The sequence below is a fragment of the Streptomyces sp. NPDC001508 genome (assembly GCF_040298665.1).
Taxonomy (GTDB): Bacteria; Actinomycetota; Actinomycetes; order Streptomycetales; family Streptomycetaceae; genus Streptomyces.
This window is the reverse complement of sequence record NZ_JBEPAP010000009.1, coordinates 60,796-74,324: the sequence shown is the minus strand read 5'-3', so window position 1 is coordinate 74,324 and position 13,529 is coordinate 60,796. Positions and strand designations below refer to the sequence as shown.

Below are 13,529 nucleotides of genomic sequence, written 5' to 3'. Positions count from 1 at the left end.
ATCATCAGCTCATCTTAGGGCCGCTTCCGCGAGCAGGACGACGAGGAAAGCGACCGTCGGCAGGACCACGAGCAGCGCCACACAGCCCGAGCCGAGGACGCGCGGCCAGGTCAGGACCTCGTCCGGCAGTGGGGCGCGCGCCCCTTTCCGTACGTTGCCGTCGGACGGCGCGTATGCGGTGCCGTCGGACGGCGCGTATGCGGTGCCGTCGGAATGCGCGTATGCGGTGCCGTCGGAGCGATGGCGCGCCGTGTCCGCCAGGGGTGCGGCCGAGGCCCGGGGGCGCGCGATGGCTTCCGGGGGACCGTTCCCGTGGGCGGGCAGCCAAGCCGCCATGCGGAAGCCGCCGTTCGCCAAGGTGCCCGCCTCGAAGGTGCCGCCGAGCAACGAGATCCGCTCCTGGCAGCCGGCCAGACCGCTGCGGTTTCCGCCGCGGGAGGGGCCCGCCGCGTGCGGTGCCTCGTTGGTGACGGACACCTCGATCCAGGTGTGCCCGCCTTTGACCGCCACCCGGGTGGGTGCGCCGGACGCGTGTTTCAGCACGTTCGTCAGCCCTTCGCGGACCACGCGGTGGATCGCCTGACGCGTACGGGGCCCCATCTCGACCCGGTCGGGAACGGACCATTCCAACTGGACGGTGCTGCCCGCCCGCTGGGATTCCTTCACCAGCGCGGTGATGTCGTCATGTGTTCCCCTGTCGTCCCCGGTGCCGTCCATCGGGTCCGGCATGTCCTCGTGCCGCAGGACGTCGAGGATGTCCCGCAGTTCCTCCATCGCCGTACCGGCGGTCGTACGCAGCAGCTCGGCCTGTTCGGCCAGGGCGGGTGCCTTCCGCGCGACGGCGAGTTCAAGTGCCCCGGCGTGCACCGATATCAGGCTCAGCCGGTGGCCCAGGAGGTCGTGCATCTCTCCCGCGATCCGGTTGCGTTCCTCCATCCTGGCCGCCACGGCGGTCAGCGTGCGGGCCTGCTCCAGATAGGCGTTGCGTTCCCGCAGCAGGTTGACCAGCAGCCGGCGCCGGCCCAGCAGGGTCCCGGCCAGGGCGGGCAGCAGGAGCAGCAGCACCACGGAGACCGCGTTGCCGATCAGTGCCAGCGGCGCTGCAAGCGGCGGTTCCTCGGGCCTTACCAGGTCACGGACGACGGTCAGGACACCGACGACGGCGCAGGCCGCCCCGACCGTCAGCCAGGCGCGCCGCGGTGGTGCGAGTCGGCGGGTGGCGGACAGCACGATCAGCGGCGCCACCGCCAGCGTCCATACGTTGTCGCCCACGACCAGCAGGGCGGACCCCAGGACCGCGGCGCCCGGGCGGGCGCGCCGGACCGGGACGAGCAGCGCCGCCCACACACCTTCCAGTACCGCCCACACCAGCCGCTCCGGGGGTACCAGCAGCAGAGGCACCAGAGCGAAGGCCCCCGCCAGGGCGAAGAGCAGGGACTCGACGACGACCGTACGTGGCCGGGCGGCACGCAGCGCGGCCCGGTTCTCGGCCGCCGCACGACGCAACCGCCGGGGCACCCCGACCACCGTGTGCCCGAGCCGTTCGGACAGCCGCAACGGCCTTGTCTCTGCGCGCACCTGACTCCTCATCGCTCCCGCTGCGCCGCCTCGGCACACCCTGGGTAACGGTAGCCGCGGCGGCGGTGGCCGCACGGCGGGCCAGGGGGGTCATGCGCCGAGCGGGAGGCTCAGCTCTGACCGCAACGCGTTCACATCCACCCGCTCGGCGGCCAGCAGCCGTACGACGACGCTGCCCGCCGCCGCGTCCGCGTCCGGCTCCGACGTGCCGAGCAGGGCGTACAGCAGGTGGACCGTGCCGACGGTGGGCGAGCCGTGCTCGGCGGCCGACAGCCGCGCCACCGCCATCATCCGGTCGGCGGCGGCCGACAGCCACACCTTGTCGGCGTTGAAATCAGCGGTGGGCTGGGGCGCCGCGGCCGAGGGGACGAGGGCGGCCTGCCGTGCGCCGTGCCGGCGCAACAGCTCCGCGGCGGAGTTGACGTCGGCCAGACTCGCGGGAAGCGAGCGCCCGGCGACGGACAGTGCCCGGTCCAGGGCGAGCATCCCCAGCAGAAGGTCCTCCGGCTCCACCGTGGCACGCCCGCACCGTACCGCCTGGCGTACCGCCTCGACGGACACCGCGAACAGCACGGGTGAGCCGTTCACCGTGCTCTGCGAGGTCCACGAAGTCAGCGCGCGGCTCAGGCGGTTGCCGCTCTTGCCCACCGTGCCGGCCCGCCGCAGAAGGGTGACGCCGCGGGATTCCGCCCCTTCGGTCTCTGCCGCGGCCAGCCGGTCGAGCGCGGCGGCCGCGGCGGCCGTGTCCAGCCTCCGCAGCAGCAGGGCTTCCCGTGCCCTGGTGTCCGGGAGTGCCACGAGGGCGCGGGCCACATGGCGGCAGCGGACCGAGATCGTGCCCTCGGCGCGGGCCGACCCGAGCGCGAGCAGCAGGCACGCGCGCAGCGCCCCGGTCATCGTCGGCTGCGTCCTGCCGTTCTCCGGGGCGGATCGGCCGGACGCGAGGCCGACGCGCCACCACGCCTCGCGCCAGGCGCTCTCGACCTCCCTCTCATCGGCCTCCCGATCGGCTTCCTCGTCGGTGCCGGCCGGGACGGGAGCGCCGTCCGCCTCGTCGTCGCTCACCCAACCGAGGCCCGCCCGACCGGAGATCAGACCGCTGAGCGAGCCGGCCTTCCGCATTCCCGGGGCGATCGCCGCACCGGCGTCCGTGTCCCCCGACACCAGTTCCCCCAGCAGGGTGTCCGTCCCCACCACCGGCAACTCACACCTGACCGCACGGCGCAGTGTCTCCACGAGCAGGTCCATGACGTCCGGTTCGAACTCCGTGGTCGCCCCGGCCATGGCCGTACCGTCGGCATGTGCACGGGTCGTTGCTCGCTGGCCCATCGATGTTCCCCTCGAAGCGCGGTGGCCTGACCAGAGGAACGCTAGGTGCACCCGCCGCGGCACCACATCGGCCGACCGGCCACACTCCCCGTCCGATCGGCGCCGTCACCCCTCTCCCGAGTCGGGGCCCACGGCCTCGATGTGAGGCCGTCGGTCTTCCGCACGGCACGTATCCGGTCGGTCATCGAGCGCTCGCGGCACAGGCGTCCTCCTGACGTTGAGCGACGAGGCGCCTAGCGCCGCAGGCATGGTGGGTGTCGAGGGCCGAGGCCGGCTGAACGGCGCCGCTCGGCCGGTCTGTGCGCCGACGGGTTGACGCCGGCGTGAAAGGGTCAGCCGCCTTCGAATCCCCGTGCCACCCGCTCCAGTCGACGCCGATGGTTCTCCCACGATGCCTGATCGCCTGGTGGCATGTTGTCGTTGCCTTTCAGGTGCCCGACGTTCCCGTCGATCAGCTCGCGCACGATGTCGGCGTGCCCGGCGTGCCGCTGAGTGTCGGAGATCACGCGCACCAGGATGTGGTGCAGTGTCACCTCTCGCCGGTCCTCCGGCCACCATGGGACATGACCTGTCGCATCGAGCGTCAGCGCCGCGATCGTGCTGTCGGAGTGCTCCCACGCCTGCTGATACAGCCCGACGATGTCTTCGCGCGACTCGTCTGCCGCGGCCCACATGTCCGAGTTGGGTTCTGCGTCCTCCGTATACCACCAGGGCGGCCGTTCCTCGTCGAAGAACGGCCGCCCGAACGTGTCCCCGAAGTACCCCAGCTCCACGCCGGCGATGTGTTTGACGAGGCCCAACAGGTTGGTGCCCGTGCACGTCAGCGGGCGGCGGATGTCGTACTCCGAGAGTCCGTCGAGCTTCCACAGGAGGGCGTCTCGCCCTTCTTGCAGATAGCGGAGGAGGTTCGCTTTCGGGTCCGGTTCGATCATGCCGGGCAGTCTTCCACCCGGCACTGACATCGACAGTGCCACGTGGGTTGCGAAGAACGAGGCGGAGCGCCGCTCGGGGCGGCCTCGGCTCGGGGTGAGGGGGCGGGCGGGTGCCAGGAGGGTGGGAGTACGCCGGCATCTCGCAGGTCCGACCACAGCCGACCGGGGAGGGTGCCTGGTGACCGTCAGTCCGGTTCGCCCGAAAGGGGCCGTGTCGTGCGCGCGCATGCGGCCGCGCACCGAGGCCGCCGGGTCACTCGAAGAACTTCAGGCCCCAGCCGGTGTCGGTGTTCGGGCCTGGGACATTGGCGCGGCTGTAGGTGACGCCGCCCCACCAGCAGAAGGTGCCCGTGTACCAGTAGCGGTTCGACCAGGAGTACGGCGTTCCCTTCGGCACCGCGTGGAACATCAGGGGGAACCTCGGGCCGGCGGGCGGGCTGGTGGCGATGTCGCCGTCGAGCAGGACGAAACTGTGGTGCCCTGGACCGTCGACGTACAGGGTGGGGTCCCAACCCCGCATCATCGTCGCGGCGTTGGAGCCGAACAGGCAGCCGTTCGACTTGTACCAGTCCCACACGTACGTCGGGTCGCCGCCGGGCCGCAGCCTCAGGTCGGCCAGGCAGTACTGGTCGCTCCAACTGCCGTTGGCCGAATACACGATGTGCAGTTGGCCGCTCGGGTCCTTGATGGCCTCCGGTGCCTCGTTGATGAAGGGATTGCCGACCACCCGTTCCCAGCTCTCCCGCGGCTGCGAGATGATGTGCCGCGCGCCGGTCGGCGTGGTCGGGCTGCTCATCCGGGCGATGTACAGGTTCTGCTCGACGTTCGTGTCACCGGCCCATCCCGACCAGACGAACCAGCGCTGCCCGGAGAAGGTGAACAGGGTTCCGTCGATCGCCCACTTGTCGTCCGGCAGGGCGAGCTGTGTCTCGGCGGTGTACCCGCTGTCCGCGGAGGCGGAGCTGATCACGAACATACGGTGGTTCGCTCCGACGCCGGCCGTGAAGTAGATGTAGTAGCGGCCACCGTCCCTCACCAGTTCCGGAGCCCACACCTCGCCACGGCCGCGGGTGTCCGACCAGACCTGCCGGGCGGGCGCGGCCGCGAGTCCGTCCGTCGACGCCGCCTGCCGGACCGAGATGCCCCCGCCGGTCGACTGCACGGAGATGTAGGTACCCCCGACCCGGATCACGCTCGGATCCGCGGCCCGCAGCGTCGTCCGGCCCGCGTGCGCCGGTCCGCCGGAGGTCAGCGTGAGCGCGGCCGCCAGGACCGCGGCCAGGGCGAAGCCGACGGCGCCGTAGAGACCTCGGAGAATCCTCATGGTCACGCTCCATGGTCGGGCTCCGCAGAACCGGGCCTTTACATCGATGAAAGCCACTCTGGCAGGATCCTGACCAGTTCTGCTCATGTCAAGTCTGGATCGCCGCCTGTCGGCCGGGGGCATCGGCCGGGGGCATCGGCCGGGGGCATCGGCCGGGGGCATCGGCCGGGGGCATCGGCCGGGGGCATCGGCCGGGGCCGCTGACAGGGCCGCTGACAGGGCCGCCGACGGGGCCCCTGGAGCCGCCCCCTGGGCCTCATATATCGTCATCCGATATCGGGATCCGTAAACGCACCGCGGTGAGGGAGTGGGCCATGGGCAGGGCTTCGACGGCGGCCGTGGTGCCGGACGAGCTGGACCGGCGGCTGGGGGTGCCGGACGCGGTGCTGATCGGCCTGGGGTCGATGATCGGCGCCGGCGTCTTCGCCGCGCTCGCCCCGGCCGCGCACGCGGCGGGTTCGGGTCTGCTGCTGGGGCTGGCCGCGGCGGCCGTGGTGGCGTACTGCAACGCGACCTCCTCGGCCCGGCTGGCCGCACGGTATCCGGCCTCGGGCGGCACCTATGTCTACGGGCGGGAACGGCTGGGCGAATTCTGGGGATACCTGGCCGGGTGGGCCTTCGTCGTCGGCAAGACCGCCTCGTGTGCGGCGATGGCGCTCACCGTCGGCGCGTATGCGTGGCCCGGGCAGGCGCACGCCGTCGCGGTGACGGCGGTGGTGGCGCTGACCGCGGTGAACTACGCGGGAGTACGGAAGTCGGCGTGGCTGACCCGAGTGATCGTCGCGATCGTGCTGGCGGTACTCGCCGCGGTCGTGGTCGCCTCCCTCACCTCCGGCGGCGCGGACACCACCCGTCTGAGCCTGGGCGCCGACGCGTCGTTCGCCGGGGTGCTGCAGGCCGGTGGCCTGCTGTTCTTCGCCTTCGCCGGCTATGCGCGGATCGCCACACTGGGCGAGGAGGTGCGGGATCCGGCACGGACCATCCCCCGTGCCATCCCGCTCGCGCTGGGCATCACCCTGGTCGTCTACGCCCTCGTGGCCGTCTCCGTCCTGACGGTGCTCGGCCCGAGCCGGCTGGCCGGGGCCGCCGCGCCGCTGTCCGAGGCGGTGCGGGCCGCGGGCGTCGACTGGCTGGCGCCGGTGGTCCGGGTGGGCGCAGCGGTGGCGGCGCTCGGCTCGTTGCTCGCGCTCATCCTGGGTGTCTCGCGCACCACGCTGGCCATGGCCCGGGACCGGCATCTGCCGCACGTCCTGTCCGCCGTCCATCCCCGGTTCAAGGTGCCGCACCGGGCCGAGTTGCTGGTGGGCGCCGTGGTGGCCGGCCTCGCGGCGGTGGCGGACGTGCGGGGGGCGATCGGGTTCTCCTCGTTCGGCGTGCTCGTGTACTACGCCGTCGCCAACGCCTCCGCCTGGACGCTCACCACGCAGGAGGGCCGCCCGGCGCGGATCATCCCCGTCGTCGGGCTGGCCGGGTGCCTCGTCCTCGCGTTCGCTTTGCCCCTCGACTCGGTGTTCTCGGGAGCCGCGGTCCTGGCCGTCGGAGCCGCGGCCTACGGCATGCGCCGCAGGCTCACCGGCCGATCGGCCGGCTGAGCCCCGCCCGCGGCCCTACGGGGCGTCGTCGCCGAGGACTTCGCGGGCCAGTTCGCGCAGCGCCCGCCGGTCCGCGTCCAGCGCCCGCTTCCCGGCCTCCGTCGCCCGGTAGACCCGTCTGGCACGGCCGTCGACCACGCGCTGCTCGGAGGTGAGCAGTCCGTCGGCCTCCAGCCGGTGCAGCGTGGGATACAGCGTGCCTGGGCTGATCCCGTAACCGTGCCGGGCCAGTTCCTCGGTCATCCACGCGCCGTGGATCTCCTCCTCGGCCGCGTGGTGCAGGATGTGCAACCGCACCGCGCCCCGCTGGAACTCCCGCACCCGTTCCCACCTCCACGCCCGCCCCGACCGGCAGTGACGAAACCGATATCGGTTCCCGATCCTACGCCGCCGCGGCGGCCCACCCGGGCCCGTCAGGACACACCGCACGAGAACAAGGGACAAGGACGGCGACCGGAGCCACCACCTCAACGCCCTTCGGCTCCGAACACGACCGGAGGCATCGCTCAACGGCCAGCGGTTCCGAGCACGACCGGAGCCATCACTCAACGGCCTTCGGCTCCGAACACGACCGGAGCCATGGCTCAGTGGCTAGACTAGCCGGTTCCGTGCCGGCCGGAGCCCTGACTCAACGGCCTTCGGTTCCGAACAGCCGCTCCGCGAGCGGGTCCGGGCCCAGGAACGCCGCCAGCGCCACCCGGTCCGGCGCGGTGGCGGGACCGCGGCGACCCACCGCGTACGCCGCCGCCGCGTTGGCGCCGCGGGCGGCCGTCAGCGGGTCGTGGCCCTGGCCGAGCAGGGCCAGGAACGCACCGACATGGGCGTCGCCCGCGCCGTTGCTGTCCACCGCCTCGACCGGCACCCCCGGCACATGGGTCGGTGCCTGGCCGGGCGCGGCCAGCCAGCAGCCGTCCTTGTCGGCTCGGACGAGCACGCCCGCGCCAGGGGCCAGCCGCTCCCGCAGGGCCGCCGCCGCGGCCCGCGGATCCTCGTGCCCGGACATCAGACGGGCCTCGCGGGCGTTGGCGCTCAGCCAGTTCGTACGGGCGAGGACCGGCGCGAGCACGGCCTCGGGGATGTCGGCGACCAGGGGCGCCGGGTCGAAGCAGACGGTGATGTCCGCCGGGAGCCCGGCCGTGAAGCCGGACAGCAGCGGGCCGTTGCCCGGCAGCACCAGCCCGTAACCGGACAGCTGCACCAGATCCCCGGGCCGCAGCCGGGCGGCGACCGTGTCGATGTCCGCCTGCGTCAGCGTGGCCTCGACCCCGAAGCTGGTGACGAAGGTACGTTCGCCACCGCCGTCGATCAGGGCCACGGTGAAGCCGGTGTCGCCGTCCGTGCGGACCGGCAGCAGCGTGTCGACGTGTTCGGCGGCGAGCGCCGTGCGGACGAGATCGCCGTACGGTCCCGTTCCGTGCAGCCCGGCGAAGACCGCTTCGGTGCCGAGGCGCCGGGCCGCGACCAGCGTGTTGAAACCGCCGCCCGCGGTCGTTTCGGTGCGGGTGCCGATGACGTCGCCGCCGCGTTCGGGCAGTGCGGGGATCTCGATCACCAGATCGGCGATGACGTTCCCGGCGAGGACGAGACGGCCGTTCATCGTCCGGCCTCCTGAAGGGCGGGGGAAGCGGATCCGTCCGCGCTGCCCGCACCGGCGCCGGTGGAGCGGCCGAACAGCGCGTACACCGCACCGCCGACGACCATGGAGATCGCCCAGCCGAGGCCGTTCACGCCGAACCAGGTGCTGGAGAGCGGTCCCGCGAACCAGACGTCGGTCTCGCTCGTCGATGCCTTGGTGAACAGCAGGCCGACCACGATGGCGGCGGCCCAGCCGGCGACGGCGGGCAGCCGGAACCCGCCGGAGTACCAGTACCGGCTGGTGCGGGTGGTGTCCATCAGCGCCTCGGAGTCGTAGGTACGCCCGCGTATCGAGTCCACCGCGATCACCCCGATCCACGCCGAGATGGGTACGGCCAGCAGCGTCAGGAAAGTCGAGAAGGGCCCGTAGAAGTCGTCGGCGATCAGCATGAGGTAGATGCCGCCGGCGAACATCAGCACCACGTCGAGTGCGACGGCGGCGGCACGCGGCACCCGCAGCCCCAGGGTGATCATCGTCAGCCCGGCGGAATAGGTGGAGAGGTGGTTCGACATCAGCAGCCCGCCGAAGGCCGCGACGAGATAGGGGATCGCCATCCAGGAGGGCAGCATGGCGTTGATGGCGGAGACCGGGTCGGAGGCGGTGGCGAGCGTCGGGTCGCCCGCCGAGAGCAGCGAGCCGAGCGAGATCAGCAGCACCAGGGGAATGCCCGCGCCGAACGCGGAGGCCCCGATCAGCCGGCGGCCCGGGATCTCGCGGGGCAGGTAGCGGGCGTAGTCCGCCCCGGCGTTGGCCCAGCCGATACCGGTGCCCGCGGCGATGAACCCGATCCCCGCGATCACCCCGCTGGACGGTCCCGCGGGGGCGTCGAGGACCTTGGCCCAGTCGACGGTGGCGACGAGGAAGCCCATCACAACCAGGTTGAGGACGCCGAACACGACCGTGGCCCATTTGTTGATCCACATGATGGTGGCATGGCCGAGTCCGCTGATCAGCAGCGTGCAACTGATGAAGACCAGCAGGCAGACGAGGGTGAGCACGGTGTTCTGGCCGACCCCGAACGCGGTGTCCAGCATGGCCAGCAGCGCATAGGCCGCGGTGGTGGTGGTGATCGTCTCCCAGCCGACCCGGCTGAGCCAGGTGATCAGGGTCGGACCCGCGTTGCCCCGCTGTCCGAAGACCGCGCGGGACAGGGTGAGCGCGGGCGCGCCGCCCTTCTTACCCGCCAGGCTCAGGGCTCCCACCAGCGCGAACGAGCCGAAGGAACCGATGACGGCGACGAGTGCCGCCTGCCAGATGTTCAGCCCCCGGAAGGCGACGAGGGTCGCACCGAGCGGAAGCCCGAGGATGCTGATGTTGGCGGCGAACCAGGTCCAGAACATCTGGCCGGCCTGGCCGTGCCGCTCGTTGTCGGGGACCGGTTCGATCCCTCGGGTCTCGATGGCACCGACGCGATCGTTCGTCTTCGAAACGGCCATGGCGGAACCTCCTTGCTGGATGCGGAAGAGCGGGTGGTGGGAACGGAGAGGGGGCGGTGGGACCGCAGAACGGGTGGTGGAACGGGGAGGAAGAAGGCGGCGGCTGCTTGCGGAGCGGCGGGGACGCGGGGTCCCCGCCGGGCGCCGGGTGTGCGGTCGGCTCAGCGGAGTGCGAGCAGCCGGGCGGTCAGAGGTGCCAGGTCGAGGGAGTTGACGGTACGCAATGTCTCGACGGCCGCGGCGGGCAGCCCCGAGAGCCCGGCGACCGATCCGGCGACGGCACCGGCGAGCGCCCCGATGGTGTCACTGTCGCCGCCGAGGTTGGCGGCGAGCAGGGCGGCGCGCCAGGGATCGCCGTCGGCCACGGCGAGCACCGCGAAGGCGGCGGGCACCGATTCCTGGCTGGCGACGCTGGTGCCGACGAGCGCGACGATCCGGTCCAGGGCCTCCGCCTGCGGCAGGTCCCGCACCAGGTTCCACGCCCACTCGATCCGGGAGGCGATGTCGGCTCCGGCGATCCAGTGCCCGCGCCGCGCGCCGGCCCGGGCCGCGGTCACCGCGGCGGTCACGGCGTCGTCCAGGGAGCCGCCGTCGACGCCCGTGCTGACGGCGGCGGCGACGGCTGCCGCGCCCGCGATCCCGATGCTCGTGTCGTGCGTGACCTGGCAGGATTCCACGACGTGGTCCAGGAAGGTGTCCAGCGGCTGTACGGCGAAGGCGATCCCGACGGGGGTGACCCGCATGGCGGCGCCGTTCGTGGTGCCGTGCCTGCCCGCCTCCTGGGTCGGGACGCCACGGGCCACCGCGTCCAGCGCGGCCTTGGTGGACGGGCCGAGGAGGTCGAAGGAACCCTTGGCCTTCATCTCCTTCTCCCAGTCGAGCAGTTCGTGCGCGAGCCGCAGCGGGTCGATCCGGCCGCGGCCCTCGTCGATCAGCCGGCCGACGATGACGGCCTGGTCGGTGTCGTCGGTGACGGATCCGGCGGGCATGCCCGCGCTGACCGGGTTGCCGGGGCGGGCGGGCTCGAAGCCGGTGAGGGTGCCGTAGACGCGGACGATCTCCTCGCGGGACATCACCTGCGTGGGCATGCCCAGGGCGTCGCCGAGGGCGAGTCCGTAGTAGGCACCGAGGGCGTGGTCGAGTCGGTCGGTCACAGTCGGCCTCCTCGGCCCGAGCTAACGTGCAGTTCGAATCTGGTGGGGTCGAGCAGGCTGGTGACCTGCTCGACGACCGAGCCGTCGGCGGCCCGGTACACCTGGGCGAGCCGCAGGAAGGACTCGCCGGGCGAGCGGTGCAATGCGGCCGCTTCCGCGGCGTCGAGCCCGCGCACCGACACCACGCCCTCGCCGGAGTCGGTGATGCGGCCGGCGGCGATCAGCGCCCGGTTGAGCGAGCCGCCGTCGAGGCCGCGTCCGGGCAGCCCGGTCAGTTCCCCGGTGGCCGGGACTCTGCTGTGTTCGAGCGATACGCCTCGTCCGTCGGAGAGCCGTCTGACCCGGTCGAGGGCGATGAACGCGCTTGACGCGAGGCCCAGTTCGGCGGCCAGTTCGGGGTCGGTCACCTCCTCGAAGCGCAGGGTCTCGGTGGTCAGTTCGGTGCCCTGCTCGGCCAGGGCCCGGGTCCAGCCGAGGCGGTTGTCGAGCGGTGTTCCCTCGAAGGTGACGAAGGAGCCGATCCCGGCGTGGGTGGAGATGAGCCCTTCCTCCCCCAGGACCTGAAGCGCCTGCCGCAGGGTGGTGCGGCTGACGCCGAAGCGCTGGGTGAGCGCGTGCTCCCCCGGGAGTCTGCTGCCGTCGGTATGGACCCCGGCGCGGATCTCGTCGGCGAGGACGCGGGCGATGCGGTGATGCTTGTGTACCTGTCCAGGCATGTCTAGACAGTAAATGAACAAGCCCGTTCCGTCCATAGTCGCCAGAGAAACAAGGTCCTCGGCTGAGGGATCGACTCCGGATGCGCGCGGCTGCTTCCGCGGTCCTGCTCGTCCACGGGGGCGACCGCCCAGGAGAGAGCCGGACCGTCATGAGCGACACCCGATCCCGTCACGAGGGCACCGAAGAGAGCGGCAGGACGCGCGCGATCGTCCAGGACGGCTACGGCCGCGCTACCACACCGTCCAGGTGCACTCCGACCGGGCCGGGATGCAGGCGATCGCCGACACGGCCCGGTCCGGCGCGCTGCGCGCCAAGGTCGACACCACGCTGCCCCTCGCCCGGGCCGCCGAGGCCCACCGCCGCGGTGAGACGGGACGCATCGACAAAAAGCTCGTACTCATCCCTTGAACCGCCCTCCGCCGGAGGACGGGCCGTAGGTGGCACGGCCGCCGCCCGGCAGCCCCTCGCTGGTGACGAAGTAGAACGCGGGCAGCAGGGCGAACGCGACGAGGGCGATCAGCGGTGTGATCAGCACGCCCAGGACGCCGACCACGCCGTAGACCAGCGCTCCCATCGCGGATCGGATGATGCCGTGGCGCACATAGGCGGGCTCGACCGTGCTCTCCAGGAGTCCGGGGCTGTGGCGCAACCAGCCGTACAAGGCCACCCAGCTCAGGCACAACGTCGCGGCGACGCCTGCGTAGACGGCGACGGCCACCCTCGCGTCCGCGCCCGAGACGTCGCTCTGCACCGCGTCGGCGACCACCTGGGTGGGAAAAGCGAGCGCCACCGTCATGAACAGCACGAAGAGGTTCACCGCGTGCAGGCCCCGGTCCATCATGCGGATCCGTACGAACGCCTGGTGGTGGTTGAGCCAGATCACCGCGATGTAGCTGAAGGAGGCCACGTAGCCCAGATAGGCGGGCCACTGCCGTAGGAGCGCGTGCCCGAGGCCCCCGGGACGGTGCGGAGGGTTGGCCAGGCCGAGAACCAGGATGGTGGCCGCGATCGAGAAGACGCCGTCGCTGAAGGCCTCGGCGCGCGCCGTCTCCGAACGGTAGAACCGCGCAGGGGACACGGAGGGGTGGGTGGGCAAGGAAGGGCTCCTCTTTCTTTTCTCCTACGCCATGGCCTGGACGGGATCGCACGGCACACCGCGTACAGTCACGCCCAGCATGCCTGACCGGACTGCCGAACCCGCCTCCTTGCCCGGCGGGCACCAGCAGTGCTCCGCGGGCGCCGACCAGCCCTTCCAGCCGAGTTGATGTTCCGGCACGCCCACACCGAGCCCGTGCGCAACCGCCTCCGCTACCAGGACTGGGGGTGCCCGTAAGACTCCCACCAGTTGGTCAGCCCCCACAGCCCGAGGGCCAGCGCGGCGGCCGCGCCGACGGCCGCCGGCCACGGTCGCCGGAACCAGCGCAGCGTCAGCAGCCAGGCGGCCAGGGGCACGACAGCGCCGCCCGCCGCGATGAGAGGGAGGTCGATGTAGAGGACTCTCAGGTCACGCCGCTCCTGCTCGAATCCGCCCTCGATATTGACCCGGGCCATCGGTGCCCAGCAGACCACCGCCACAGCGGCGCCGAAAGCCGCCACCAGGAGGCCGGCGCATCCCTTGCTCTGTTCCCTCACAGTCGTCTGGGACGCGGCGGGCCGCAGTCGGGTTCCCGCGGGCGGGCAGCAGTCGGTGCCGTCGTCCGGCCATCACCCCGAACTGATCGGTGGGGCAGGGACGTTCGGACGTTCCAGATCGCGCAGGCCGGCAACGCCCTGCTGTCCCCGGGGTGGGCCTGGGCAGCATCGTCTCCGGTGCCTCCCAGGTGACCGCGGG

Annotated in this window: 13 protein-coding genes; 2 read left to right on the top strand and 11 right to left on the bottom strand. The window is 72.0% G+C overall.

All coding sequences use genetic code 11. The features are described 5' to 3' along the window. Positions 1 to 9: 9 nt before the first annotated feature. The 4 genes from ABT245_RS11505 to ABT245_RS11490 form a co-directional block, all read right to left on the bottom strand. Positions 10 to 1,578 carry a sensor histidine kinase gene (locus tag ABT245_RS11505; protein WP_351731830.1) on the bottom strand — a complete coding sequence of 523 codons (1,569 nt, stop codon included), beginning with the start codon at positions 1,576 to 1,578 and terminating at the stop codon, positions 10 to 12. Between the two features lie 90 nt (positions 1,579 to 1,668). Beyond that, the gene (locus tag ABT245_RS11500) at positions 1,669 to 2,862 is read right to left on the bottom strand and encodes a hypothetical protein (protein WP_351731827.1); all 1,194 of its coding nucleotides are present in this window, start codon (positions 2,860 to 2,862) and stop codon (positions 1,669 to 1,671) included. 377 nt (positions 2,863 to 3,239) lie between these two features. Continuing rightward, positions 3,240 to 3,839 carry a DinB family protein gene (locus tag ABT245_RS11495; protein ID WP_351731825.1) on the bottom strand — a complete coding sequence of 200 codons (600 nt, stop codon included), beginning with the start codon at positions 3,837 to 3,839 and terminating at the stop codon, positions 3,240 to 3,242. A gap of 253 nt (positions 3,840 to 4,092) precedes the next feature. Then, a complete protein-coding gene (locus ABT245_RS11490; RefSeq protein ID WP_351731822.1) occupies positions 4,093 to 5,163 on the bottom strand; it encodes a glycoside hydrolase family 43 protein in 1,071 nt (356 codons plus the stop codon). Between the two features lie 314 nt (positions 5,164 to 5,477). Here ABT245_RS11490 and ABT245_RS11485 point away from each other — a divergent pair, with 314 nt between their 5' ends. Next, complete coding sequence (locus ABT245_RS11485; RefSeq protein ID WP_351731820.1) at positions 5,478 to 6,755, top strand: APC family permease; 1,278 nt, start codon at positions 5,478 to 5,480, stop codon at positions 6,753 to 6,755. 15 nt (positions 6,756 to 6,770) lie between these two features. Here the strand turns inward: ABT245_RS11485 and ABT245_RS11480 are convergent, their stop codons facing one another. The 5 genes from ABT245_RS11480 to ABT245_RS11460 all read right to left on the bottom strand — a co-directional run bounded on the left by ABT245_RS11480 (position 6,771) and on the right by ABT245_RS11460 (position 11,697). Continuing rightward, a complete protein-coding gene (locus ABT245_RS11480) occupies positions 6,771 to 7,076 on the bottom strand; it encodes an Rv3488 family transcriptional regulator (RefSeq protein WP_351731817.1) in 306 nt (101 codons plus the stop codon). A gap of 307 nt (positions 7,077 to 7,383) precedes the next feature. Continuing rightward, complete coding sequence (locus tag ABT245_RS11475) at positions 7,384 to 8,352, bottom strand: PfkB family carbohydrate kinase (RefSeq protein WP_351731814.1); 969 nt, start codon at positions 8,350 to 8,352, stop codon at positions 7,384 to 7,386. Further along, the gene (locus ABT245_RS11470) at positions 8,349 to 9,827 is read right to left on the bottom strand and encodes a purine-cytosine permease family protein (RefSeq protein ID WP_351731811.1); all 1,479 of its coding nucleotides are present in this window, start codon (positions 9,825 to 9,827) and stop codon (positions 8,349 to 8,351) included. The genes ABT245_RS11475 and ABT245_RS11470 overlap by 4 nt, the downstream gene beginning before the upstream one ends. Before the next feature lie 161 nt (positions 9,828 to 9,988). Then, positions 9,989 to 10,981 carry an ADP-ribosylglycohydrolase family protein gene (locus tag ABT245_RS11465; RefSeq protein WP_351731809.1) on the bottom strand — a complete coding sequence of 331 codons (993 nt, stop codon included), beginning with the start codon at positions 10,979 to 10,981 and terminating at the stop codon, positions 9,989 to 9,991. Beyond that, on the bottom strand, positions 10,978 to 11,697 hold the full coding sequence (locus ABT245_RS11460) for a GntR family transcriptional regulator (protein ID WP_351731806.1): 720 nt from the start codon (positions 11,695 to 11,697) through the stop codon (positions 10,978 to 10,980). The genes ABT245_RS11465 and ABT245_RS11460 overlap by 4 nt, the downstream gene beginning before the upstream one ends. A 13-nt stretch (positions 11,698 to 11,710) precedes the next feature. On the opposite strand from ABT245_RS11460, the gene ABT245_RS11455 reads away from it, so the two are divergent. After that, the gene (locus ABT245_RS11455) at positions 11,711 to 12,106 is read left to right on the top strand and encodes a zinc-binding dehydrogenase (protein ID WP_351731804.1); all 396 of its coding nucleotides are present in this window, start codon (positions 11,711 to 11,713) and stop codon (positions 12,104 to 12,106) included. Here ABT245_RS11455 and ABT245_RS11450 read toward each other — a convergent pair. Next, a complete protein-coding gene (locus tag ABT245_RS11450; RefSeq protein ID WP_351731801.1) occupies positions 12,096 to 12,794 on the bottom strand; it encodes a TMEM175 family protein in 699 nt (232 codons plus the stop codon). The two genes, ABT245_RS11455 and ABT245_RS11450, sit on opposite strands and share 11 nt — an antisense overlap. A 212-nt stretch (positions 12,795 to 13,006) precedes the next feature. Further along, entirely contained in the window at positions 13,007 to 13,330 is a 324-nt protein-coding gene (locus ABT245_RS11445; protein ID WP_351731798.1) for a hypothetical protein, read from the bottom strand. Positions 13,331 to 13,529 lie beyond the last annotated feature (199 nt).

Bases quoted from the DNA above. Each gene is read 5' to 3' on its own strand.
- ABT245_RS11500 (WP_351731827.1), bottom strand. From the start codon at position 2,862: ATGGCCGGGGCGACCACGGAGTTCGAACCGGACGTCATGGACCTGCTC.
- ABT245_RS11495 (WP_351731825.1), bottom strand. From the start codon at position 3,839: ATGATCGAACCGGACCCGAAAGCGAACCTCCTCCGCTATCTGCAAGAA.
- ABT245_RS11490 (WP_351731822.1), bottom strand. From the start codon at position 5,163: ATGAGGATTCTCCGAGGTCTCTACGGCGCCGTCGGCTTCGCCCTGGCC.
- ABT245_RS11485 (WP_351731820.1), top strand. From the start codon at position 5,478: ATGGGCAGGGCTTCGACGGCGGCCGTGGTGCCGGACGAGCTGGACCGG.
- ABT245_RS11475 (WP_351731814.1), bottom strand. From the start codon at position 8,352: ATGAACGGCCGTCTCGTCCTCGCCGGGAACGTCATCGCCGATCTGGTG.
- ABT245_RS11470 (WP_351731811.1), bottom strand. From the start codon at position 9,827: ATGGCCGTTTCGAAGACGAACGATCGCGTCGGTGCCATCGAGACCCGA.
- ABT245_RS11460 (WP_351731806.1), bottom strand. From the start codon at position 11,697: ATGCCTGGACAGGTACACAAGCATCACCGCATCGCCCGCGTCCTCGCC.
- ABT245_RS11455 (WP_351731804.1), top strand. From the start codon at position 11,711: ATGAACAAGCCCGTTCCGTCCATAGTCGCCAGAGAAACAAGGTCCTCG.